Genomic DNA, 24862 nt, shown 5'->3' with positions numbered 1-24862 from the left:
GCTATGAGTTTTCCAATGGTAAGACACCGGCGCCTCCGCCAGTCCGCGGGCATGCGGAACATGGTGCGCGAAACGGTGCTGAACGTGAATGACCTGATCATGCCGATTTTTGTAACCTATGGAGAAAACATAAAAAACGAGATTTCATCCATGCCGGGAGTCTATCATTTTTCGCTGGACCGGCTGAAAGAAGAAGTGGACGAAATTGCCTCCCTCGGCATTCCGGCCGTGCTGTTGTTCGGCATTCCGGAAACGAAGGACAGCATCGGCTCCTCGGCCTTTGCTGAAGACGGCATCGTGCAGGAAGCCACACGCCTGATCAAGTCCTGGTATCCGGACATGCTCGTCGTAGCCGACACCTGCCTCTGCGAGTTTACGGATCATGGACACTGCGGCATGGTGCATACCTATGAACGGGATGGCCATGTGTGCGGCGACGTCATGAACGATGAATCGCTGGAGCTGCTGGTCAAAACGGCGGTGTCCCAGGCAAAAGCCGGCGCCGATATTATCGCTCCGTCCAACATGATGGACGGCTTCGTGAAGGCGATCCGCGCAGGGCTTGATGAGAACGGCTTTGAGCATATTCCGATCATGTCTTATTCGGTCAAATATGCTTCCGCCTTCTATGGCCCGTTCCGCGAGGCAGCCGACTCGGCACCTCAGTTCGGCGACCGCAAAACGTACCAGATGGATCCGGCCAACGCGCGCGAAGCGCTGCGTGAAGCGGAATCCGATGTGCTTGAAGGGGCCGACATGCTGATGGTCAAGCCTTCTTTGTCCTATATGGACATTATGCGCACGCTGAAAGATCAGTTCGACCTTCCGCTCGTCGCCTACAATGTGAGCGGGGAGTACTCCATGGTCAAAGCGGCGGCCATTCAAGGCTGGATCGACGAAAAAGCCGTAGTGCAGGAAATGCTGACGAGCATGAAGCGCGCCGGCGCGGATATCATTATTACTTATTTTGCCAAAGACGTGGCCCGGTGGATCAAGGGATAACCGAAGCATCGGAGCAAAATCCCCGCTTAGCGGGGTGATTTAAACCGATAGATTGGAGTGAATGACATGAGCAGTATGTCAGGAAAGCGCAAGGAGGAGGCTTCCCGGTCGGCCTTTGAAGAAGCCAAGCAGTATATCCCCGGCGGGGTGAACAGCCCGGTCCGCGCCTTTAAATCGGTCGGCCTTACGCCGATTTATGTGGACCATGCCCAAGGATCGCGCGTGTACGATATTGATGGCAACAGTTTTATCGACTACGTCGGCTCCTGGGGACCCCTGATTATGGGACACGCCCATCCGGAAGTGATTGCTGCGGTTCAGGAAACGGCGGCCAAAGGCACGAGCTTTGGCGCTCCTACGCTGATTGAGACGGAGATGGCCAAGCTCGTATGCGAGCGTGTCCCTTCTATCGACATCGTCCGGATGGTCAATTCCGGTACGGAAGCGACGATGAGCGCGATTCGCCTAGCCCGCGGGTACACGGGACGCAGCAAAATTTTGAAATTCGAAGGCTCCTATCATGGACACGCGGACAGCCTGCTCATCAAAGCCGGCTCCGGGGTGGCGACGCTGGGTCTGCCTGACAGCCCGGGCGTGCCGGAAAGTGTGGCCAGCAACACGATCACGGTTGCATACAACGACCTTGAGTCCGTTACGCTTGCTTTTGAACGCTTTGGCGAGGAGATCGCCTGTGTCATCGTGGAGCCGGTAGCCGGCAATATGGGCGTCGTACCTCCGCTTCCGGGCTTTCTGGAGGGCCTGCGCGAAATTACGACAAAATATGGCAGCCTGCTCATTTTTGATGAGGTCATGACCGGGTTCCGTGTTCATTTGAACTGTGCCCAAGGCCGGTTCGGCATTACGCCTGACCTGACTTGCCTGGGCAAGGTTATCGGCGGCGGACTGCCTGTCGGCGCATACGGCGGCAAGCGCGAAATTATGGAGAAAGTGGCGCCATCCGGTCCGATTTATCAAGCGGGCACGCTGAGCGGAAATCCGCTGGCCATGGCGGCTGGGTTTACGACGCTGAAGCTCCTGACGCCTGCCGTATATGACCAGCTGGAAGAGCGCGCAGCCCGTCTGGAGGCCGGTTTTGTGAAAAATGCCAAAGAGCTTGGCATTCCGGTGACGATTAACCGCGTCGGTTCCATGGTATGTCCTTTCTTCACGGAAGGGCCTGTCGTGAATTACGATACGGCGAAGACGAGCGACATTCCGCGCTTCACCAAATATTTCGGCAATCTGATTGAGGAAGGCGTGAGCGTGGCTCCTTCCCAATTTGAGGGGATGTTTGTATCGGCTGCCCACAGCATCGAAGACATCGATGCGACGATCGAAGCCAATTACAACGCCCTCAAGCAGCTGTGAGCCTGAACCACTGGCTCCGGCGCGGGGAATGGCTGGAGCTGGCTCCGGGCAAAAAAATCGCATCGGCCGAAGACCGCGAAGCGGCGGCCGCAGTGTGGCTGCTGAACGAGGCAGGCATGCCGGAGAAGCTGCTTGGACAGCTTAAGGCATCAAATGGCATCGAGTGGAAAGGGGACCGGCTTCGGCTGGCCCTTTTTGCTGCCCGCAAGGCAGGGATCGAGCCGATCTGGACGGATCTCACCGTGCTGTACGAGGACGACTTCTGCCTGGTCGTTCACAAGCCTGCCGGGATGAAGGTTCACCCGGATGGGCACTCCGACGAAATCACGTTGGATCATGCCGTGGCCGCCCATTATCAGATGCAGGGGGAAGAGATTGCGGTCAGGCATATTCATCGGCTCGACCAGCATACCACTGGGCCCGTACTGTACGCCAAAAATGACTGGGCGCAGCTTGTGCTGGACAAGGAGATGAGCGGCAAGCGGATTTCGCGGATTTACGCCGCCTTTGTCGAGGGGCGGATCCCTGCGGATCTGAAGGTCATCGACCTGCCCATCGGCAAGGACCGCCATCACAAGCAGCGCAGACGGGTGTCTCCGGGAGGACAATCTGCGGTGACCCGGATTCTCCAGGCAGAAGCCGGGAATCAAGCCAGCCTCGTCTACTTGGAACTGGAAACCGGAAGGACGCATCAGATCCGTGTTCATCTCAGTCATGTCGGCCACCCGCTGCTGGGCGATGCCCTGTATGGCGGAAGCATGTCCGCCATCGGCAGGCAGGCGCTTCACGGGGAGCGTCTCTCTTTCGCCCATCCGCTCACACGCGAGCAGATTGAGGTGAGCGATCCGTGGCCCGAGGATATGGAGCGTCTCAAAGCCCTTGTGAGAGCATAAACCTAAGTATCATATGAAAACTGGCATGCTCCTCTTTTTAAAGCATATAAATAGAACGAGTAACGATTTAGGCTCGTGCTGTGGGGTTGGCCCACGGTTAGAAATATGCCGAAAAGGAGGACGTTATTTGTGTTTGACCAGTCCTACGGTTTACGCTTTGACATTTATGAACGCATTCATTTAAACGAAGACGTGGCGGGAATCGAAGAACTCGAGGAAATCGAGCTGCTTCCGCATATTCAAGTGATCAGCCAGGACGAACAAGCCAGTCTGCGCGGGCATCTGCTCCTGTCGGGGCTGTACAGAAGCGAAGGTGAGGAAGAAGGGACGCAGCGGCTGGAGCATTTCATTCCAGTGGAGATTACGGTTCCCTTGAACCGGGTAACCTCGCTGGATGACATTGCGGTGGAAATCGAAAATTTCGACGTCGACCTGCTGTCCAAACGGAGCCTGAATATTACGGGCGTTCTCTCTCTGCGCGGCATCGAGACTCAGGTCGCGGAATCACCCGCCTGGAAAGCGGATGAATTCACGGTGGTTCATGCACCGGACGAGGACCTTCCGGAGGAAGCGGCTATCTTCGCGCAAGAGCGGGAGGAAGAACCGGTTTCCGCAGAACCTGAACAGCGTGAATTCACGCCGCCGGACGACCCTGCGCCTGTCTGGACCGCACCGGCTCCGTCCTTTGCGCCGCCTCAGTCCCAAATTCAGGCAGAGCAGCCGGAACAGGTTCCGATCGAAGCCGCGGAAGCCAGTGACTCGGATGAAGCACGGGAAGCGGCAGCCTGGCAAGCCGCATGGCAAGCGGCTGCTGTTCCTCCGTCCGAGCCGGAGGAAGCGGCTGTGCCTCAGGCGTCCGATTCCCGCGAAACTGCGCCGTCTACCGCATGGGAATTTGCCCGCGAACCTGAGCGGGAAGCGGCAGCGCCTCCGCCGCAGGTGGCCGGATTATCCGCTTTACATACGGACAAGGAACCATCAGACCGGACAGCGGAGCCCCAGTACCCGAACAAGTGGCATTTTGAGCATGAAGAGGAGTCGGAGCTGCTGCATCCGGAAGCGACGGCGGTTCAGGCGGATGAGGAGCAGGAAGACATCTATTTGAACGCGGCGGGTAAAGACCCGTTCAGCGAGCCTACGTTCCCGTTTGGAGCTTTCCAGGATAAAGTTCAGCAGGAAGAACCGCCCGAAGACCGGGAAATGCGGATCGCGTTAGGAAGCAAGAAGGAACCCGAGTCCGGCGAGAAGGAAGCGATCGGTTTTTCCTCGATCTTATCCTCAAGCCGTTCGATCAAGGAGCTTGAGTACCAGCAGGCGCAGGAGGAGCAGCAGGCTGCTGAAGCCGTCGCCAGCGCGAGTGCTGCTGAAGCCGATGATATCAAATGGAAGAATCTGTTCCTCGGCAGTATCTCCGAGCAGACTCCGTTCCGTAAGGTCCGGCTGTGCATCGTTCAGCGGGAAGAGACTCTCGAGACGATCGCCGACCGTTACCAGCTGACACCGCGGGAGCTTGTGCTGTACAACCGGCTGGCGGATCAGACCGTGCAGGAAGGTCAAATTCTGTACATCCCGTAACGTTTTTGATGCAATCCCAAGAGTCTGGCGCTTTGTTGCGCCGGGCTTTTTTTTGTTCCTAGGATGAGGTCTGCCTGAACACGGGAAAATGGTCCTGCACTTTGGGCCAAGGGAAGTTGACTATCGACATGAAGCGCGTTATTATGGAGTATATGTTTTGCAGAAAAACATCACTGAACGTCAAATACAGATGACATCCTGTATTTGGCCGAAGTTTTTCTTGCGATATGAATCGCTTCAGCTTCGCTGAAAATGAATCCATTTCACCATCTTCACAAAAACGATGAACGGGAAGAGTAGGCGGTATTGCCCTTCAGAGAGCGGAATTGCAGCGCTGGAAGATTCCGCAGGATGCAGCTGTCCGAAGTCGCCCGGAAGTTGTCGGTTTGAGCACTTGCGTCCGAAGGCGCGGGAGGTAGAGCCGGCCGGCTGCAGCCGTTATCTGTATGAAGTGTTGCGGGGCATGCGTGTTTATGCTGCCTGACGCAAAACAAAGGTGGTACCGCGAAAGAACAGCCTTTCGTCCTTTGAGGACGAAAGGTTTTTTGTATTTTTGGCAAAGCTGATCTTGTGATGGAGGATGAACAATATGACAGACCAGGATAACCAAGCAACAACCGGGATGCCGACGACGTATGACCCGAAATCGGCCGAGAAGAAATGGTACAAATACTGGATTGACGGCCAATATTTCAAAGCTGGGCAGAAGCCCGAGGCGGAGCCGTATACGATCGTGATTCCGCCGCCAAACGTAACGGGGATGCTCCATATCGGGCACGCCCTTGACTTTACCCTGCAGGATATTCTGATCCGCACGAAGCGGATGCAGGGATACGACGCCTTGTGGCTTCCGGGCTCGGACCATGCGGGCATCGCGACGCAGACCAAGGTGGAGCAGAAGCTGCGCGAGCAGAATATTAGCCGCCACGACCTGGGGCGCGAGAAGTTCCTGGAGAAAGTGTGGGAATGGAAGGACCAATACGCGGAAACGATTCATGAGCAGTGGGCCAAAATGGGCTTTTCGCTGGATTACTCCAGAGAGCGGTTTACGCTTGACGAAGGTCTGTCGAAGGCGGTTCGCGAAGTTTTCGTGAAACTCTATGAAAAAGGGCTGATCTACCGCGGCAAAAAGATCATCAACTGGGATCCGGCCGCCAGAACCGCCTTGTCCGATATTGAGGTTGAATATAAAGAAGTCAACGGCCATCTGTATCATTTGCAGTATCCGCTGAAGGACGGAAGCGGCCACATTACGGTAGCGACCACGCGTCCCGAGACCATGCTTGGCGATACGGCGGTTGCGGTTCATCCGAAAGATGAGCGCTACAAGGACATGGTCGGCAAGATGCTCGTGCTTCCGATTGTCGGACGCGAGATTCCGATTATCGCCGACGAGTACGTGGAACGTGAATTCGGCAGCGGCGCCGTGAAAATTACCCCGGCACACGATCCGAACGATTTTGAGGTGGGATTGCGCCACGATCTGCCGCAAATCATCGTGATGGACGAGACCGGCACGATGAATGACCAGGCCGCGAAGTACGAAGGCATGGACCGGGCCGATTGTCGCAAGCAGATCGTTCAGGATTTGAAGGACCTTGGCGTGCTGATCAAAATCGAAGACCATGTGCACCAGGTAGGTCACAGCGAGCGCACAGGCGCCGTAGTCGAGCCTTACCTGTCGACGCAGTGGTTCGTTAAAATGCAGCCGCTCGCGGAAAGAGCCATCGAGGCGCAAAAGGCGGGCAATGGGGTACGCTTCGTTCCGGAGCGTTTCGAGAAAACATACCTGAACTGGATCGAAAACGTCCGGGATTGGTGTATTTCCCGTCAGTTGTGGTGGGGACACCGGATTCCGGCTTGGTACTGCGAATCCTGCGGCGAGATCCACGTAGCCCATGAGGATGTAACCCAATGCTCCAAATGCGGAAGCACCGAGCTTACGCAGGACAACGACGTTCTGGACACCTGGTTCAGTTCGGCGCTGTGGCCGTTCTCTACCCTCGGCTGGCCGGAGCAGACGGCGGATCTGGAGCGTTATTATCCGACGAACGTGCTCGTTACGGGCTATGACATCATCTATTTCTGGGTAGCCCGGATGATCTTTACCGCGCTGGAATTTACGGGCGAAATTCCGTTCAAGGACGTGCTGATGCACGGTCTGGTCCGGGATTCCGAAGGACGGAAAATGTCCAAGTCGCTCGGCAACGGCGTCGATCCGCTCGACGTCATCGAACGGTACGGCGCAGATGCGATGCGCTACATGATCTCCACGAGCAGCACGCCGGGGCAGGATCTGCGCTTCCGCTGGGAACGCGTGGAGCAGGCGCGCAACTTTGCCAATAAAATCTGGAACGCTTCCCGATTCGCTCTGATGAATCTGGAAGGATTCACATATGACGACATTGACATAAGCGGAGAGCTCAGCACGGCGGACCGCTGGATTCTCCACCGCCTGAACGAAACTTCCCGTGACATTACGCGTCTAATAGATGCCTACGAATTTGGTGAAACGGGCCGGCTCCTGTATAACTTCATTTGGGATGACCTCTGTGACTGGTACATTGAGTTTGCCAAACTCTCTTTGTACGGAGACAATGTGAGCGCCAAGAAAACGACGCAGTCGGTGCTTAGCTATGTGCTGGACCGCACGCTGCGGATGATTCATCCGTTTATGCCGTTCATCTCCGAAGAAATTTGGCAGCATCTGCCTCACGAAGGGGAGACGATCACGCTTGCGGCATGGCCGGAGTATGATCCAGCCTTCGAGGATGCCGAAGCTGCAGCCGAGATGTCGCTGTTGATGGATGCCATCCGCGCCGTTCGCAACATCCGCGCAGAGGTTAATGTTCCGATGAGCAAGAAGATCGAGCTGATGCTGAAGGCGGGCGACGAACAAGTGCTGCAGATCGTGAACCGGAACGAAGTATACGTTCAGCGCTTCTGCAACACCTCGAGCTTTACGGCAGGTCTGGACCTGACGACACCGGACAAGGCGATGACCGCCGTGATTACCGGTGCCGAGCTGTACCTGCCGCTTGCCGGTCTGATCGACATTGACCAGGAGATTGCGCGGCTGGAGAAAGAGCTGCAGCATCTGAACAGCGAAGTGCTGCGGGTGGAGAAAAAGCTGGCCAATGAAGGCTTTGTGGCTAAAGCGCCGGCAAAAGTCATTGAAGAGGAGAAGGCCAAGATGGCCGACTATTCCGATAAACGCAGCAAAGTCATCGCACGGATCGAAGAGCTGAGAGGCTGATCACGACGCAGCAGAAACTTAACTAAAATTCAGAAGGTGAATGGTATGGGGGATCAATTGGAAGCCGGACGGGAGGCTTCTCTGCGCACATATGAAGAGGCGGCGAATTGGATTAACGGTCTGATTCCGTTTGGGATCAGACCGGGGATGCAGCGGATCGAAACGTTAATGGAGAAGTTCGGGAACCCGCACCGGAGGCTGAAATTCATTCATGTCGCCGGTACGAACGGGAAAGGGTCGACATGCGCCTACTTGACCCGTGTACTTCTGCAAAGCGGTTATTCGGTAGGCACGTATACTTCACCGTATATCACCAAATTCACGAACCGCTTTCAGTACAACGGGGAAGACATTCCGGAGGAGGTGCTGCTCTCCCTGGCGAACCGCCTGTACCCTGCGGTGCAGGAGATTGCGGCCACGGAGCTCGGATCGCCGACGATGTTCGAAGTGTCCACGGCTCTGGCGATTCTGTATTATGCCGAGGAATGCTACCCTGACGTGGTTGTATGGGAGACCGGGCTCGGGGGAAGGCTGGATGTAACGAACATCGTTCACCCCATCGTCTCCATCATCACCAATGTCGGGATGGACCACACCGATATTCTTGGCGATACGCTTGTGGAAATCGCCACGGAAAAGGCCGGCATTATCAAACCAGGCGTTCCGGTGGTCAGCTGCGTGAACCAGCCGGAAGTCATTGAGGTGCTGAAGCAAAAAGCCGAAGAGTGCCGCACGACGCTGTATTTGGCGGGTGAGCAGTTCACCTACGAATATACCGGTCTGGACGGTTCCTTGCAGACGTTCCATTTCAAAGGCCCTTTCCGCGAGCTGGATCTGAGCATCGGGATGAAGGGCGAGCACCAGATTGCCAATGCCGCCGGCGCGATGATGGCGCTGGAAGTGCTGCGGCAGTACATGGCTTTTGTCATGGACGATGAGGATCTGCTGAAGGGGTTCCGGGATACGAAGTGGGCCGGCCGGCTCGAAGAAGTGGGCGATTCTCCGCGGATTGTTCTGGACGGGGCGCATAATCCGGAGGGGCTGGAGAGCCTCAGCAAGAGCCTGCAAAGGCATTATCACTTTAAACAGTTAAATTTGATGATGGGAATGCTGTCAAATAAGCATCATGAGTCCTCTTTGAAGCATATACTTCCAATAGTGGATACGCTTATCCTGACCGAGCCGGATTTCCGGAAAAAAATGGACGCTGATGCTTTGCTGGACATTGTGGAGCGGCTGAAGCATTCTCACGGCAAACCAGGTTTGCAGATCATCGTAGAACCGGATTGGAAACACGCGCTAGACATACTTAAGTCACGGACAGAACCGGGGGATTTGGCAGTGGTGTCCGGCACGCTGTATTTGATTTCTGATGTGCGGGCAGCCCTGCTGGGTCAGACCGATTCTGAAAAAGGTTGGTGAAAATCTGTTGAATTCTGAACATGTTCATTTTATCGGTATTGGTGGCTACGGGATGAGCGCCATCGCACGGGTTATGCTGGAAATGGGATACACGGTCACGGGTTCGGACGTGGCTGCCCAGGAATTAACGGAAAAACTGGCTGCCAAGGGAGCCAAAATTTATATAGGCCATACGGCCGAGCAGGTTCACGGAGCGGATTTGGTCGTCTATTCGACGGCGCTTCCCAAAGACAACGTGGAACGAAGAGAGGCGGAGCATCTGAACATTCCGATCCTTCACCGCTCGCAAATGCTGGCCAGATTGCTGAATGAGCGCAAAGGCATCGCCGTTGCGGGAGCACACGGCAAGACAACTACGTCGTCCATGATTGCACTCGCCATGGAGGAATGCGGCGCAGATCCGACATTTATTATCGGCGGGGAAATTATGAACGTCGGCACGAACGCCAAAGCCGGCAAAGGGGACTACGTGGTGGCTGAGGCGGATGAGAGCGACGGCTCCTTTTTGCAGTACCATCCGTGGCTCGGCATCGTGACGAACATTGAAGCGGATCATCTTGAAAACTACGACGGCGATTTCGAGAAGCTGAAGAGCGCTTATGTGCAGTTTTTGAGCCAGATCAAGGAAGACGGCACGGCCGTCGTCTGCGCTGATGACGCGAATATCCGCGCGATCCTTCCTTCGATCCGCTGCAATGTGGCCACCTACGGGATCGATTCCGATGCGGAATATACCGCCGAGGATCTGGTCCTGGGCGACCGTCACGTATCCTTCACGATGAAGCATAACGGACAGACGCTGGGAACCGTCGAGCTTTCGGTTCCGGGACGCCACAACGTCTATAACGCCATGGCCACGGTGATCGCCTGCCTGAAGGCCGGGATTCCGTTCGAATCCATCGCTGCGGGCGTTTCGAAGTTCCACGGCGCCAAACGCCGTTTCCAGGTGCTCGGTGAGAAGAACGATATTCTGATCATCGACGATTACGCGCATCACCCGACGGAGATCGAAGCCACCATCAGCGCCGCCAAGGCTACGGGCAAAAAGATTATCGCCGTGTTCCAGCCGCAGCGCTATACACGGACCTTCTTCCTGCTCGATGCATTCAGCCGGGCGTTCGGCGGAGCCGATGAAGTGATCATTACCGACATTTATTCGCCAGCCGGAGAGAAGCAGATCGAGGGCGTGAGCTCTTCAAAGCTGGTTGATCTGATCGTCAAAAACAGCAATGCGGGCGCCCGTTATTTGCCGACGAAGGAAGATGTCCTGAACGATCTGAAGCCGCGGCTCCAGCCAGGGGTGCTTGTCCTGACCATGGGGGCAGGCGACATTTGGAAAGTCGGGGCGGAAATCGCCAAGACAATGTAAGGAATGCCTCTGCCGGATGGGCACGGGCTGCATATGATCATGACTGAAGAAACCGTAATTCCCTGATTCTGAAGGGGGATTACGGTTTTTTTGCTCTTGTCATTTTCGTGGGACAATCAAACATAACTTCTGGAAATCTATCATATATACATAGTAGATACGGACAAGGGTGAGGTGTTTGGGTGTGAACAAGGCGAGAATGACGTTCCGGTTTGATGAAGAACAAGGGCGCCAGCTTGAAGATAAGAAGGACCGCGGACAGCTGACGGTTGCGGGATCGGCTGCACAGAACCCTGCATGGGCGGATGATCGTAATTCCGGTAGCAACCGCCGCGATGTTGAAACAAAGCGTACCCCGATATCGGCTGTGCCTGCGTCGATGCAGGGATGGAGTGATCCGTTCAACAGGGAGGACAGCTGGGAGCGTCTGGAGGAGAGGATGGGTTACGGAATCCAGGAGCGGGCAGACGATACTCCTGAGCATGATTCCGTTGCGGACGGGCCAGATCATCGCTATCCGGACAGCTCAGAAGACTGGGACCTGGATCGTGCCAATAATAGGTACACGGTCAGGGAGGACTATGATGCCTACGATAACATCGAGAACAGACCCGAGGAAGCGGGGCCCGGGCCCATCATCGAGGAGTATTCCTACCGGCCTCACCGGCCGGGATCGATATGGAAAGTCGTCGGAACGGTAACTGGAGCAATCGTCACCGGGGCGTTGTTCGGTTTGGTGGTCCTCTCCTTTTTCAAGGACGGATCTGCGGGAATGGACCCGGGCGGCAACACAGGAAACCCGAGTGCTGTAAGCACCTCTGCGCAGTCCGGTGAGGATCAAGCTTCCGTCCCGGCGGTCGCCGTCGAGGTGGGTCCTCAAACCTACTACATGCTGCAGTATGGCGTCTTCAGCACCACCGACCGGGTTCAGCAGGCGAAGGATGAACTGGAGCAGTACGGCATTGCCGCAGGGAACGACCCGGATGAGGAAAACCGGGTATATGCGGGACTGTCCACAGACCGCGAACAGGCCAAGCTGCTCAGCAATCAGCTGAAGGCGGAAGGGGTTGATCTATATGTGCGGGAGGTGGATCTCCCGGCCGCAACCTCCCTGCATTTTAACGGAGACGCGGAGGCCGTTAACCAATACTTTCAGGTGAGCGCGGACCTGGTTGCGCTGCTGAGCCAAACATCGGCGAGCCTCCTGGGCAAGGATCTTCCGGGGAAAATCGGTACTGAGGATATGAGCCGTTTGACCGATCTGCACCGGCAGTGGACGGAGGCGGCCAAGCCATTCCAGGCCGGTCTTGGCGCGGATCAGCAGGAGATGGGCAGGCAGCTGGAGCAGGCGATGAACAGCTCGCTTTCGTCCGTCGAGGAATACAACAAAAATACGGCGAAGGGGCATTTATGGGAAATCCAGTCCAGGATGATGGAATTCATCATGCTGCAGAAGCAGCTTGTCGCTTCCCTGGAAAAAGCATAAAACACAAAGATCCGGCGTGGAAATGGAAATACTTCCCCATGCCGGATTTGTGTTTGTATTGACGTCCAAATAACCGTATAATAATGTGGGTGTCAAATTATGGCGAGGGAAGAGAAGAATGAAGAAGAATGTTGGAATATTACTGCTGTTTCTGCTGCTTGGCTGGCTGGCGGGAGCATGGATAGCCAAAGCGCTGGAGCCTGTACAAGCTCTTTCTTTTCTGACCGCATCCACGATGATCAAATGGTCACCGCAAGCTAATTTGGACATTATCAGTTACGACATTACCATTCAAATGAAACTAAGCCTGCTGAGTTTGATCGGCATCATTGTCTCCGTGTGGCTGTATCGCAGGCTTTAACTACCGGACAAAGGAGATCCTTTCATTGAAATCAAACCATTCACGCCGCATTATTCTGGCATCAACTTCACCGAGAAGGCAGGAGCTGATCGCTTCTCTACATATTCCGTTTGAGATCCGTCCCAGTCACGCTGAAGAACATACACCCGAAGATTGGACACCGCAGCAGGTCGTGGAAGGACTGGCCTTACGCAAAGCGGAAGCCGTTCATGCCTCGCTTCATGATGATAAGGAGGATGCCGTGATCGTCGGCAGTGATACGGTTGTTGTGCTGGACAATCAGGTGCTGGGCAAGCCGGTCGACAAGCAGGATGCGGTTCGCATGCTGACATCGCTGCAAGGCCGGACCCACGAGGTATATACGGGAGTCGCCGTCATCGATGTCATGAACGGCAAGACGATGGTGCGCCATCGTGTGACGTCGGTGACGATGAAGCCGCTCACCGGGCGCCAGGTAGAGGCTTACGCCATGAGCGGAGAGCCTGATGACAAAGCGGGCGCCTATGCGATCCAGGGACTCGGGTCAACGATCGTCGAACGGATCGAAGGATGCTATTTTAACGTGGTCGGACTGCCGCTGTCCCTGCTTTCGGACATGCTGGGCGAGTTCGGAATCGACGTTTTGTAAAACTTGCGGATGTTATTTGAATGAAGGGAAAGAAGGGGAACTTATGGAGTCGCAAACTTATCTGCTGCGCGACATCCCCCATGAAGAACGCCCGAGAGAACGCATGCTTGAATATGGGGCGAGTGCTTTAAGCCATGCCGAACTGCTTGCTATTTTGCTTCGGACGGGAACCCGCCAGGAGTCAGCCGTACATTTGGCTCAGCGTATACTGAAGCAAGTCGGCAGTTTGCGAAATCTGGTCGACCTGAGCGTAGAGGAGCTGATGTCCATTCGGGGCATCGGCAGTGCGAAGGCGCTGCAGCTCAAAGCCGGAATCGAGCTTGGACAGCGCTTATCCAGAGCGCGCAAAGATGAACCCGTAACGATACGGAGCCCGAAGGATGCCGCGAATGTGCTGTCGGAGCAGCTGCGGTATTTGCAGAAGGAACATTTTGTCTGTTTGTTTTTGAATACGAAAAATCACATTATTGCTCAAGAGACGCTTTCGATCGGCAGTCTGAACGCCTCTATCGTGCACCCCCGCGAGGTGTTTCGCGCAGCCATTAAATGCAGCAGCGCATCCGTCGTTTGTGCACACAATCATCCCAGTGGAGATCCCACACCTAGTCCAGAAGATATTTCCCTGACCGCCCGGTTGAAGGAGGCTGGGGACATCGTGGGCATCGAGGTGTTGGATCATTTGATCATCGGCGATGGAGGATACGTCAGTTTGAAGGAGCAAGGCTTGATGTAATATAATAGTTGAGATTGACGAAGAAAGGGAGATTACAGCATGTTTGGGAGCTTCACGAAAGATTTGGGTATTGATTTGGGGACGGCGAATACGCTCGTTTATGTCCGTGGAAAAGGAATTGTCGTTAGGGAGCCCTCGGTAGTCGCTTTGCGCACCGATACGAAGAGCATTGAAGCCGTTGGTGAATCCGCCAAGAAAATGATCGGCCGCACGCCGGGGAATATCCGTGCCATCCGTCCGATGAAGGACGGGGTCATCGCAGATTTTGACACGACGGCCACCATGATTAAATATTTTATCCGCCAGGCGCAAAAGCAGCGCTCTATGTTCCAGCGCCATCCGAACGTGATGGTTTGTGTACCTTCGGGCATCACTGCGGTAGAGCAGCGGGCGGTTGAAGATGCCACCAAGCAGGCGGGTGCGCGTGAGGCTTACACCATCGAAGAGCCGTTTGCGGCAGCCATCGGTGCAGACCTTCCGGTATGGGAGCCGACAGGCAGCATGGTCGTTGACATCGGCGGGGGGACAACTGAAGTTGCGGTTATTTCCCTGGGCGGTATCGTTACGAGCCGTTCGGTCAGAGTGGCCGGCGACGAAATGGACGAATCTATCATTCAATATATTAAACGGCAATACAATTTAATGATCGGGGAACGGACTTCGGAGCAGCTGAAGATGGAAGTAGGCTCTGCGCTGCCGCTGGAACAGGTGGAAACGAGCGAAATCCGCGGGCGTGACCTCGTAACCGGCCTGCCGAAGACGATTACCATCACATCCGACGAGATCAGTGAAGCTCTGTCTGACACGGTCAATGCGATCGTTGAAGCGGTGAAGGTGACGCTGGAGAAATGTCCGCCGGAGCTTGCCGCCGACATTATGGACCGCGGTATCGTCCTGACCGGAGGCGGAGCCCTTCTGCGCAACTTGGACAAGCTGCTGGCACAAGAAACCGGCATGCCGGTCATCGTGGCGGACAATCCGCTGGACTGTGTCGCCATCGGTACAGGCAAGGCGCTGGAGAACATTCATCTATTCAAATCCCGCAGCAGTTCGGCCGTACGTTCCAAACGTTAAGCCGTTATAAAGCGGGTCACCCCTGATCATGGGAGAGAAATCAGTAAGTTAGAGGGTGTTAGAACTGTTTAAACTGCTCGGCAATAAGCGATTGTTTGTCATACTGATTGCTCTAGTTATGTTTATTGCGCTCATGGGATTTACGTTGGGGCCCCGGGCCTCGTTATCCTGGCCCGAGAAGTTTTTGAGGGATACAGTCGGATTTGCCCAAAATATCTTTTATAAGCCCGCTGGTTACATAGCGGGCTTGTTTAAAGATATTGCCAATATGCGGGACATCTACAAAGAAAACGAGGAGCTCAAGATTGCTCTTGCCCATTATACGCGCGATAAGGTCAAATATAATCTCATGGAAGAGCGAAATAAGGAACTTGAAGAAAAGCTGGATTTTACGAATGCCCAGAAAGAGCAGAACAATTATACTTATCATATTACCCAAGTTGTTAGTGTCAACTCGGATACGGTGAACCGCTCCCTGGTCATTGATCTGGGCGAGCGGGACGGCATAAAGGTCGGCCAGTCTGTCATTTCGAGTGAGGGCCTTGTTGGGGTGATCAGCCATGTCAGCAACTTCACGTCGACCGTCAAGCTGATTACGACGATGGATGCGAAGGACCCGAATTCCAACGGCATTTCAGCGACGGCTTTAAACAATCATAAGGTGTTCGGAATTATCGAAAGTTATGACGAGGTCAGCAAGACCCTGCAGATGACCCAGATCAAAGAGGACGATCCGATTAAGAAAGGGGATACCATCGTTTCCGCAGGAGATCCGAGCAAGTATCCGCAAGGCCTGATCATCGGCGAAGTCACCAAGGTTCAGGTCAGCCCGTTCGGGAAGACGAAGACGGCAACTATCAAGCCTGCGGCGGAGTTCCAGGATTGGAAGCTGCTGTTCGTCGTGTCGCAGCCGGAGGTACAGCAATAATGGTCCGCAAGCAAGTGCTGATCCTGCTGCTGTTCGTCCTTTTTCTTCTCGAAGGCACGATCATTCCCTGGCTGCTGCCGAGTTCCTGGCAGAACGTTATTTCGCCGAATTTGGTCTTTATCGTCCTGTTGTTTGTTTCGGTATACCATCACCGTCATACTGCGCTCGTACTCGGGATTATTTTCGGCATGCTGCATGATATCGTCTTTTACGGGGATATGATCGGTACATACTCCTTTGTTATGGGTGTCTCTGCTTACCTTATGGGCTTTATTTTTCGGATGCCGCGCGCCCAAATGCCTGTTATGATGACGGTCATCATTTTGGGGAGCCTACTGTTTGACAGCCTGCTGTACGGGATCTACCGGGTGTTCTCGCTCACGGCCGTTCCGTATAACTGGAACCTGCTGCACCATATTCTGCCCGATCTGGTCGTTCATTTCGTTTTCGGGTTAATCATTTATGTTCCGCTGCGCAAGCAGCTCGAGAAGCTTGGTAAACGCGCAAAAGTGGAAAAGGCGGCGTAAACCGCCCTTACAATTTGCATAATCAGGCAGGAACTTATGCATCCGGGGACGAAATGTATAGAGATGGGAGGGACAGGCATGGCAGTCAAATCGAATCATGTGACGATTAAGGGCATCAAAGATGGCCTGGTTTTCCTGCTCGATGACGAATGTGAATTTGAGGAACTGCTGGGTGAGCTGAGGTATAAGCTGGAGCATACTCATCAAAATATTTTGACCGGACCGATTATTCATGTGGACGTAAAGCTTGGGTCAAGGCGTATATCGGAAGACCAGAAACAATCCATGCTGGACATCTTGAAGCAAAAGGGAAATTTGCTGATCCGTTCCGTGGAGATGCCTGAGGGGGAAAACGAACCCGGGAAAGAGCCGGCTTATGCGGTCATGAGCGGAATGGTCCGATCAGGCCAGGTGCTGCATCATCACGGGGACCTGCTGTTCCTGGGCGACGTGAACCCGGGCGGAAGCATTCTGTGCACGGGTGATATTTATATATTGGGGGCTCTGCGTGGAATGGCCCATGCAGGCGTTGAGGGAAATGAGGAAGCGATCATTGCAGCCTCCTATTTTGCCCCCACCCAGCTCCGGATTGCCGAAAGAATCAGCCGGCCTCCGGACGAATGGAACATTCGGGAGACGAGCATGGAGTTTGCGTTTTTGCGCGACGGAGCCATGCAAATCGATAAAATTAGCAATATTGTCCGGATACGGCGGGATTTTAACGTGTTTAAAGGGGTGTAACACATGGGAGAAGCTATCGTCGTTACTTCCGGTAAAGGCGGTGTGGGCAAAACGACCACATCGGCGAACATCGGAACCGCGCTTGCGCTGCTTGGCAAAAAAGTGTGCCTGGTCGATACCGACATCGGCCTGCGCAATTTGGACGTCGTGATGGGCCTGGAGAACCGGATCATTTACGATTTATGCGATGTGGCGGAAGGGCGCTGCCGATTGAACCAGGCGCTGGTGAAAGATAAGCGCTTTGACGAGCTGTATATGCTTCCGGCAGCCCAGACCAAGGACAAAAACGCGGTGTCGCCGGAACAGGTCAAGGATATTATTCTTGAGCTGAAGAAAGAGTACGAATATGTCATTATCGACTGTCCTGCCGGCATCGAGCAGGGATTTAAGAACGCGATTGCCGGAGCGGACAAGGCGATCGTCGTTACCACGCCGGAGAACGCCGCGGTTCGCGACGCCGACCGTATTATCGGGCTGTTGGAGAGCTCTGCCGTGGAGTCGCCCAAGCTGGTCGTGAATCGGATTCGGCCGAATATGGTCAAATCCGGAGACATGCTCGACATAGAGGATGTGCTCCAGGTGCTCAACATCGATCTGATCGGGATCGTGCCGGATGACGAGTACGTCATCAAGGCAGCCAACAGCGGGGAACCCACGGTGATGAACCCGGAATCGCGGGCCGCGATCGCGTACCGCAACATTGCGCGCCGCATCCTGGGCGATACGGTGCCGCTAATGCAGCTGGACCAGAAGAAAAGCATGTTCACCCGTTTCAAAAAGCTGTTCGGAATGGGTTGACCGGATTCATTTATACGATGATTATTCTAAATAGAGAAGGGATGGAGCCAAGCGGCCTCATCTCTTTTTTTGCGTTTGAGCTCCGCATCATTTCCTCCAAATCCCCTTGATGTATAGGCCATTTCCTTTCATTCATCCATTCTGGTCGTGAATAGAGGCTTGGCGAATTGGGTTAAGTTACTACATAGACAACCTGAGAATAGACAAGGGGTGCTTATTATGCTCGGAATACTGGTATTTATTTTCGTCATCCAAATCGTGTACGTTTCTTTCTTTACGCTGCGCATGATCTTGACGTTGAAAGGCCAAAAGTATTTGGCCGCGGTGCTCAGTATGTTTGAAATTACGATTTATGTGCTCGGACTCAGCATCGTGCTGAAGTATGTCAATCAGCCGCTGTCCCTGATCGTGTATGCCGTGGGCTACGGTCTTGGCGTTCTGGTGGGCTCCTGGATCGAAAACCGGATAGCGCTCGGCTATATTACGATGAAGGTCATCGTCAATGATCCCGAGAGCGATATGGCCAACACGCTGCGCAACATCGGGTATGGCGTCACCTCCTGGATCGGCAGCGGGCGCGACGGCCATCGACTTGTCTTCGAAGTGCTGGCCAAACGGAAAAACCAGAAGAAGCTCTACAACTCCATTCTGGAGCTTGACCCGAAGGCATTCATTGTCGTCACCGAGCCTGTCATGCTGCATGGGGGATTCTGGACCCGGGGAACGAAAAAATAGTACCGGCGGACATTTCACGCGGGGTCGGGAGACGGTGCTGCAGAGGCTGCATTTTCTTTTTATAAAAAAGCCCCCTGCCTGTTTCATTTTGCAGCAGAATGGGTAATAAACTAAAACCTGCTGTGAGCCAGCCAGGCAGGAGGTCCCAAATTGTTGCTTGGAACCGGATCCACAGTCGCATTTCGCCAATCTTCCGTCCAGGTCCAAAAGAGTTAGGCTTGTCTATTTGCAGTTTGGCATGTCTGTTGAACGCGAGAATCTAAGGATGCACGGATGCTTAGCTTCATCCATTCGTTGCATATGGCAACGTTCACGCCGTATATGGATGATTCCTTTAACTCCCCGTTAGGAAAACCGCTTTTCCACTACATAACAGGCCCGTGAGCCTATCTATGAAACAAGCTCGGATACTTGAAGATTGAAGCCATGTTTGATGGGCCCGCTCCCATTTGCGGACGGACCATGTGTTTGCGCCGGATGGCGGATGATATGCGAAATGCTCCACATACTATGAATACAGCTGGCTAAAGGAGCGATTGAATGATTGTACTGGAACATGTAAACAAAGTGTATGATGACGGGTTTCATGCCCTCAAAGACATCAACCTGGAGTTTAAGAAGGGTGAAATTACAGTCTTGATCGGCCCCAGCGGCTGCGGCAAATCGACGACCATGAAGCTGATCAATGCCCTGAACACCCCTTCCTCCGGAAAAGTACTGATCGACGGAAAAGACATCTCCGGGCTTAACCCGGTGGAACTGCGCCGGAATATCGGTTATGTCATTCAGAGTGTAGGCTTGTTCCCTCATATGAATATCGCCAAAAACGTGGCGGTCGTCCCTCATTTGAAAAAGTGGGATAAAGAGAAAACTGACCGGAAAGTGAACGAGCTGCTCGACCTGGTTGGTCTCGACCATACCATATACCGGAACCGTTATCCTTCCGAGCTCAGCGGCGGGCAGCAGCAGCGGGTCGGGGTTATCCGGGCGCTGGCGGCCGACCAGGATATTATCCTGATGGACGAGCCGTTCTCGGCGCTCGACCCAATTAGCCGGGAGCAGCTGCAGGATGAGCTTATCCGGCTGCAGCAGGAGCTGAACAAGACGATCATTTTCGTGACGCATGATATGGACGAAGCGATCAAAATCGCGGACACGATCGTGCTGATGAAGGATGGGCAAATCGTGCAGACCGGGAAACCCGAGGCGATTCTGCGCCACCCGGCAAACGATTTCGTCCGCAACTTTATCGGTCAGAAGCGGCTGCAGAGCGAGAACGAGTTATCCTATGAAATTCCGCTCGTTGACGACGTCATGATTACGAATCCCGTAACGGCCTTTCCAAACCGCGGACTGGCGGAAGCGATCAAAATGATGGAGTCCAAGCGTGTAGACTCCCTGTTTATCGTGGACCGGAACAAGCAGCTGCAGGGCGCGGTTTCGATTTACCGGGTGCTGGACATGTACGGGGAAGAGGGCAAAACGGTTGCCGACGTCATGGTCCCAGTCCGCTTCTCGGTAGCTTCGGGGAGTACGCTTCCCCAGGCTATTGAGCTCATGGACAGCCACCAGCTGAGCAATATCCCGGTGGTCGACGGAAATAACCGGTTCCTGGGACTGGTAACCCGGGGCAGTGTCGTCAAGCATCTGGCCGAGGTGTATCCGAACCTCGCTCCTCCGCAGCCTGCCGGAGAGGGGGAGCCGGTGTGAATGAATTTTGGAGCTTTATCACCGAAAGGTACCCGGATATCCTGCTGGCCCTCCGGCAGCATCTGACCATCTCCTTTTCCGCGGTGATCCTCGGGACGATCGTGGCGGTCCCTATCGGCATTTTGCTGGTATACAACCGGGTCGGCTGGATCAACAGCGTCGTATTTTTTATCGCCAACCTGTTCCAGACGATCCCGAGCCTGGCGCTGCTGGCCATTCTGATTCCGCTGCTTGGCATCGGCGTGAAGCCGGCGATTTTGGCGCTGCTGCTGTATTCCCTCATGCCGATTCTGCGGAACACTTACGACGGATTCCAGTCAGTGGATAAAGGCGTGCTGAATTCCGCCAAAGGCATGGGATACAGTGCAGCCCAGACGATTCTGAAAATCCAGCTTCCCTTATCGCTTCCTTATATCATGTCTGGCATACGGATCACGACGGTATATATCATCAGCTGGGCGACGCTTGCTTCCCTGATTGGGGCCGGCGGACTCGGGCAGCTGATCGTTTCGGGGCTTGGCGTCAACAAGCCGGAAATGATCTTTATCGGCGGCATCGGCGCAGTTGTGCTGGCTCTGGTGGCCGACGGCCTGCTGGGGCTGCTGGAAGGCTGGCTGACCCGGCGCTACCGTCAAACCCGAAGTGCTGCCGTATGACAAGGCTGACGAAGCCCTTTAGACTGATCCGAGGAGACGTGATGAAACTGAAAACGTTGAAATTGTCGTTATTTTTGTGCTGTGCCATCCTTCTGACAGGCATCACTTCGGCCTGCGGGATCCAGCAGGATGTGGTTATCGGAACCCAAACCTACACCGAAACGAAAATTTTGGCCGAAATGTACAAGGCCTTGATTGAAGATAAAACCAACGTCAGCGTCGACATCATTCCCGACCTGGCTTCAAGCTCGATCGTCATCAACTCGATGAAAAGAAACGACATCCAAATGTCCACGCTCTATACGGGCGAAATTTTCAACAACCATTTTCCGATCAGCGAAACCAAGGACCGGGCGAAGGTGCTCGAAGAAGCCAAGGCTGGGTTTGACAAGTACTTTCATTTTACCTGGCTGGATCCATTAGGCTTTGAAAATACGTATGCCTTTACGGTCCGTAAGGATCTCGCCGATTCGAAGGGCTACCAGAAGATTTCGGATGTCAAAAAAGATATGGCGTCCATGAAGCTCGGCGTTGATACGACGTGGCTGGAACGGGAAGCGGACGGTTATCCGGCTTTTTCCAAGGCTTATGGCATCAATTTCGGGCAGGTGTTCCCGATGGAGATCAGCCTGGTGTACAGCGCGGTGGCGAACCGTCAGGTCGATATCGTGCTGGCCTATTCCACGGATTCCCGCTTGAAAGCCTATCAGCTGCAGACGCTGAAGGACGACAAACAGTTCTTCCCTCCGTATGACGCGAGTCCGGTGATCCGGACGGACATCCTCCAAAAGCATCCTGAAATCAAAGACGCCATTGCTCCGTTGATCGGGCATATCGATGCCGACACGATGATTTCGCTGAACTACCAGGTGGATATCGAGAAGAAAAGCGAGCGGGAAGTCGCGATTGCTTATTTGAAGGAGAAAGGTTTGATCAAGAGCTAGAGGAGGGTTAGCATGGACGAGAAAAAGCTAACGTTTATGGATTTCGTATCTTATGTCTCGCGGAACAGCGGGCTATTATGGGAGTATTTCATCCAGCATATTTTGATGGTGGTGATCGGACTGGGGCTTGCGATCGTCATCGGGGTACCGCTCGGTATATTGTGCTCCAGAAGCCGCTGGGCGGCGAAAATCATTTTGTTCATCACCAACATTCTGCAGGTCATCCCCAGCCTGGCGATGCTCGTCATCCTGATGCTGTGGCTCGGCCTGGGCATGAAGACGGTGATGGTCGGTTTGTTCCTGTATTCGCTCAACCCGATCGTCCGCAATACGTACGTCGGGCTCAAGCAGGTGGACCCGAGCTATATGGAATCCGGCAGAGGCATCGGCATGAGTCCGTTTCAGCTGCTCTATAAAGTCCGGTTCCCTTTGGCGCTGACCTACCTGATGTCAGGGATCCGCATCGCCGCTGTCATAGCGATCGGTGTCGTGACGATTGCGCCACTGGTCGGCGGCAGCGGTCTGGGGCGGGAAATTTATGCGGGACTGAACAGCAACAACTCGCTGCGGATTTTTGCCGGGGCCATCCCTGCGGCGCTGCTGGCGATCGTGGCGGACATCGTGCTGGGCTACCTGCAGAAGAAGCTGGACCTGAGCAAAAGGAAGTCGTCGGGCGCCGCCCCGGTCCCGCCTAAAATTCAGAAGGTGTGAGGAATGGAAGCAAAAGCAGCTTCGGGAATGTCCCGGGGGTGCTTTTTTGCTTTCCGTAACGGTGTGAATAGGCATTGGAGCAGCGAGGGCCCTGAAACGCCAATAGCCAATGCTATGGAATCACATGGTGGAACAGGCTTGTTCTAAAAACGGGACTTTCCCACATAAACTGGTATAAAACAAGCCTCGAAAAGGGGATGAGCACAAGTGGACATGAAATCTTCCATCAAACAGCGGAGAGAAGAACGGATCCGCGATCTGCTGACCAGAGACGATTTGTCAAAAACGATGCCGATTCAGCCGCCCTCGCAGCCTTCACCATTGCCTGTACAGGACGAGCCAAGGCTGTGGAGCCGGGGCAAACTGCCCGAAAGCTACGTGCCCGAGCCCGATCCGGAGAAGCAGTGGAAAAAGGAACGTTATCAGGCCGGCGGCCCCTTCCATAGAAAGCACCACTTTGTTTCCGGCTTCATGTGGCGCCTGTTTTTTAGCGCCATCGTGTTTGCGGGAGTGTGGGGCGTGTTCCACTTTCCGATCAACCAGCCGTGGAGCGGCAAAGTGCAGAGCTTTGTCGTTCAATCGCTGAACCGGGAAATGGATTTTCAGGCTGCGGAAGCCTGGTATGAAACATACTTCGGGAAAGCTCCCTCTTTTATCCCTATTTTCAAACAGGATCCGGTGTCCCCATTGAAAGTCGATGCGTCCAAATCGATGGTGCCCCCGATCGAAGGTAAAATCGTACAGGCCTTCGCCGTCAACCTGAAAGGAGTAGAAATTGCTCCGGATGAGGTTTCAAGCACGGCGCTTCAGGTGAAAAGTGTAGAAACGGGACGAGTCATGGAAGTGTCGGATTCGCCGGAAACCGGAGTCTCGGTGACCATCCAGCACTCCGGCGGCCTGGTAGCGACATACAGCCATTTGCAGGAGACGCAGCTGCAGAAGAACGATTGGGTTGAGGCCGGAGACCCGGTCGGGTCGCTCGGACAGGGGAGTGACGGCGAAACGCCGACCTTGTTCTTTGCGGTCAAAGAAGGGGGCCATTATGTGGATCCGGCCGATGTGATCCCGATTGATTAACGTTCGCGGAATGACCCTGTCGCTGCACCCGTTTTTCGTGATCCTGATGCTGTTTTCGGTCGTTACCGGGCATTTCCTCGAGCTAATTACGCTGTTCGTCATCGTATTCATTCATGAGCTGGGACATGCCGGGGCTGCGCTGATGTACGGCGTGCGCATCCGTTCGATTCAGTTCCTCCCGTTCGGCGGGGTGGTGGAAATCGAAGATCAGGGCCGGCTGTCCGCGTGGAAGGAAATCGTCATCGCGGCAGCGGGGCCTTTGCAAAACGGAATGATGATCCTGTTCGCGCTGCTCCTCCGTCTGGCCGGCTGGGGGGATGGCGCCTTTCTGTCTTATGTAATTTATGGCAACGCGATGATTGCATTGTTTAATCTGCTGCCGATTTTACCCCTTGACGGAGGGAAAATATTACAGTCGGCTGCCAGCTTGTTTTTCCCTTATCACCGTACGCTTCTCTGGTCCTCGAGGATCAGCGTTGGGGCGAGCGTGATCGTCATTATATGCGCGCTGGCGCCGCTTTTTCAAGGGAAGGGCAGCGTTCAGCTCAACCTGCTGTTAATCGGTATTTTTCTGCTGTACTCGAACTGGGTCGACTACCGGAACCTGCCCTACCGATTTACAAGATTTCTCATGCACCGTGAATCGATGTACACCCGCTCCAGAGCGGACGGGGAACTCGCGCAGCCCATCGTTGCCGATCCGGCGAAACATTTGGACAGTATCCTGCGTCTATTAAAAAGAGAGAAATACCATCTTATTTATGTGATGAACGAGCGCGGAAAAATCATTGCCGTGCTTCCCGAGCAGCGCATTATTTCTGCTTATTTTGCGACAGATCGTACTTCGTGGATATAAATACGCAAGGAA

The 24862-nt window shown here is 54.3% G+C and carries 23 protein-coding genes and 1 other annotated feature; all 23 genes read left to right on the top strand.

Features of this window, described 5'->3' with window-relative positions:
• Window positions 1–3: 3 nt before the first annotated feature.
• The 23 genes from hemB (at window position 4) to ABIE48_RS22985 (ending at window position 24850) form a co-directional block, all read left to right on the top strand.
• A complete protein-coding gene (gene hemB / locus ABIE48_RS23095) occupies window positions 4–1002 on the top strand; it encodes a porphobilinogen synthase (protein ID WP_192717254.1) in 999 nt (332 codons plus the stop codon).
• A 66-nt stretch (window positions 1003–1068) separates the two neighbouring features.
• A complete protein-coding gene (gene hemL / locus ABIE48_RS23090; protein WP_192717253.1) occupies window positions 1069–2370 on the top strand; it encodes a glutamate-1-semialdehyde 2,1-aminomutase in 1302 nt (433 codons plus the stop codon).
• On the top strand, window positions 2367–3263 hold the full coding sequence (locus tag ABIE48_RS23085) for an RluA family pseudouridine synthase (protein WP_192717252.1): 897 nt from the start codon (window positions 2367–2369) through the stop codon (window positions 3261–3263). Before hemL ends, ABIE48_RS23085 begins: the two co-directional genes overlap by 4 nt.
• A gap of 129 nt (window positions 3264–3392) precedes the next feature.
• Window positions 3393–4838, top strand: coding sequence for a LysM peptidoglycan-binding domain-containing protein (locus ABIE48_RS23080; protein WP_192717251.1), 1446 nt, complete (start codon window positions 3393–3395; stop codon window positions 4836–4838).
• Between the two features lie 274 nt (window positions 4839–5112).
• Window positions 5113–5369, top strand: a binding site (T-box leader).
• A gap of 58 nt (window positions 5370–5427) precedes the next feature.
• Window positions 5428–8094, top strand: a complete 2667-nt coding sequence (locus ABIE48_RS23075) for a valine--tRNA ligase (RefSeq protein WP_192717250.1) — start codon at window positions 5428–5430, stop codon at window positions 8092–8094.
• A gap of 45 nt (window positions 8095–8139) precedes the next feature.
• On the top strand, window positions 8140–9516 hold the full coding sequence (locus ABIE48_RS23070) for a bifunctional folylpolyglutamate synthase/dihydrofolate synthase (protein WP_192717249.1): 1377 nt from the start codon (window positions 8140–8142) through the stop codon (window positions 9514–9516).
• A gap of 4 nt (window positions 9517–9520) precedes the next feature.
• Entirely contained in the window at window positions 9521–10885 is a 1365-nt protein-coding gene (gene murC, locus ABIE48_RS23065) for a UDP-N-acetylmuramate--L-alanine ligase (RefSeq protein ID WP_105446197.1), read from the top strand.
• Window positions 10886–11069: 184 nt separating this feature from the next.
• Window positions 11070–12371: an SPOR domain-containing protein gene (locus ABIE48_RS23060; RefSeq protein WP_192717248.1), complete on the top strand. Its 1302-nt coding sequence runs from the start codon at window positions 11070–11072 to the stop codon at window positions 12369–12371.
• A gap of 118 nt (window positions 12372–12489) precedes the next feature.
• Entirely contained in the window at window positions 12490–12732 is a 243-nt protein-coding gene (locus tag ABIE48_RS23055) for a DUF4321 domain-containing protein (RefSeq protein WP_076174380.1), read from the top strand.
• 25 nt (window positions 12733–12757) lie between these two features.
• Window positions 12758–13360, top strand: coding sequence for a Maf family protein (locus ABIE48_RS23050; RefSeq protein ID WP_105446166.1), 603 nt, complete (start codon window positions 12758–12760; stop codon window positions 13358–13360).
• Window positions 13361–13403: 43 nt separating this feature from the next.
• Window positions 13404–14093, top strand: a complete 690-nt coding sequence (gene radC / locus ABIE48_RS23045) for a RadC family protein (protein ID WP_145029105.1) — start codon at window positions 13404–13406, stop codon at window positions 14091–14093.
• A 39-nt stretch (window positions 14094–14132) separates the two neighbouring features.
• Window positions 14133–15167 (top strand): rod shape-determining protein, encoded by a 1035-nt coding sequence (locus ABIE48_RS23040; RefSeq protein WP_105446167.1) that lies wholly within the window; start codon window positions 14133–14135, stop codon window positions 15165–15167.
• 55 nt (window positions 15168–15222) lie between these two features.
• Window positions 15223–16095, top strand: a complete 873-nt coding sequence (gene mreC / locus ABIE48_RS23035; protein ID WP_145029103.1) for a rod shape-determining protein MreC — start codon at window positions 15223–15225, stop codon at window positions 16093–16095.
• Complete coding sequence (gene mreD / locus ABIE48_RS23030; protein ID WP_397342820.1) at window positions 16092–16622, top strand: rod shape-determining protein MreD; 531 nt, start codon at window positions 16092–16094, stop codon at window positions 16620–16622. The genes mreC and mreD overlap by 4 nt, the downstream gene beginning before the upstream one ends.
• A gap of 78 nt (window positions 16623–16700) precedes the next feature.
• Window positions 16701–17363: a septum site-determining protein MinC gene (gene minC, locus ABIE48_RS23025; RefSeq protein ID WP_076174394.1), complete on the top strand. Its 663-nt coding sequence runs from the start codon at window positions 16701–16703 to the stop codon at window positions 17361–17363.
• A gap of 3 nt (window positions 17364–17366) precedes the next feature.
• Window positions 17367–18161, top strand: coding sequence for a septum site-determining protein MinD (gene minD / locus ABIE48_RS23020; RefSeq protein WP_076174396.1), 795 nt, complete (start codon window positions 17367–17369; stop codon window positions 18159–18161).
• A 219-nt stretch (window positions 18162–18380) separates the two neighbouring features.
• Window positions 18381–18896: a DUF2179 domain-containing protein gene (locus tag ABIE48_RS23015; protein WP_145029099.1), complete on the top strand. Its 516-nt coding sequence runs from the start codon at window positions 18381–18383 to the stop codon at window positions 18894–18896.
• 540 nt (window positions 18897–19436) lie between these two features.
• Window positions 19437–20606: an ABC transporter ATP-binding protein gene (locus ABIE48_RS23010; protein WP_192717247.1), complete on the top strand. Its 1170-nt coding sequence runs from the start codon at window positions 19437–19439 to the stop codon at window positions 20604–20606.
• Window positions 20603–21262, top strand: a complete 660-nt coding sequence (locus tag ABIE48_RS23005) for an ABC transporter permease (RefSeq protein WP_145029097.1) — start codon at window positions 20603–20605, stop codon at window positions 21260–21262. The genes ABIE48_RS23010 and ABIE48_RS23005 overlap by 4 nt, the downstream gene beginning before the upstream one ends.
• Window positions 21263–21303: 41 nt before the next feature.
• Window positions 21304–22206: a glycine betaine ABC transporter substrate-binding protein gene (locus ABIE48_RS23000; protein ID WP_192717246.1), complete on the top strand. Its 903-nt coding sequence runs from the start codon at window positions 21304–21306 to the stop codon at window positions 22204–22206.
• Between the two features lie 12 nt (window positions 22207–22218).
• The gene (locus tag ABIE48_RS22995) at window positions 22219–22917 is read left to right on the top strand and encodes an ABC transporter permease (protein ID WP_192717245.1); all 699 of its coding nucleotides are present in this window, start codon (window positions 22219–22221) and stop codon (window positions 22915–22917) included.
• A 213-nt stretch (window positions 22918–23130) separates the two neighbouring features.
• A complete protein-coding gene (locus ABIE48_RS22990) occupies window positions 23131–23994 on the top strand; it encodes a M23 family metallopeptidase (RefSeq protein ID WP_244364600.1) in 864 nt (287 codons plus the stop codon).
• Complete coding sequence (locus tag ABIE48_RS22985) at window positions 23987–24850, top strand: M50 family metallopeptidase (RefSeq protein ID WP_145163062.1); 864 nt, start codon at window positions 23987–23989, stop codon at window positions 24848–24850. The genes ABIE48_RS22990 and ABIE48_RS22985 overlap by 8 nt, the downstream gene beginning before the upstream one ends.
• The last annotated feature ends 12 nt before the right edge of the window (window positions 24851–24862 follow it).

Source organism: Paenibacillus sp. OAE614 (assembly GCF_040546645.1).
GTDB lineage: Bacteria > Bacillota > Bacilli > Paenibacillales > Paenibacillaceae > Paenibacillus_AQ > Paenibacillus_AQ favisporus.
The sequence above is the reverse complement of the archived record's forward strand: the minus strand, read 5'-3'. Positions and strand labels throughout refer to the sequence as shown.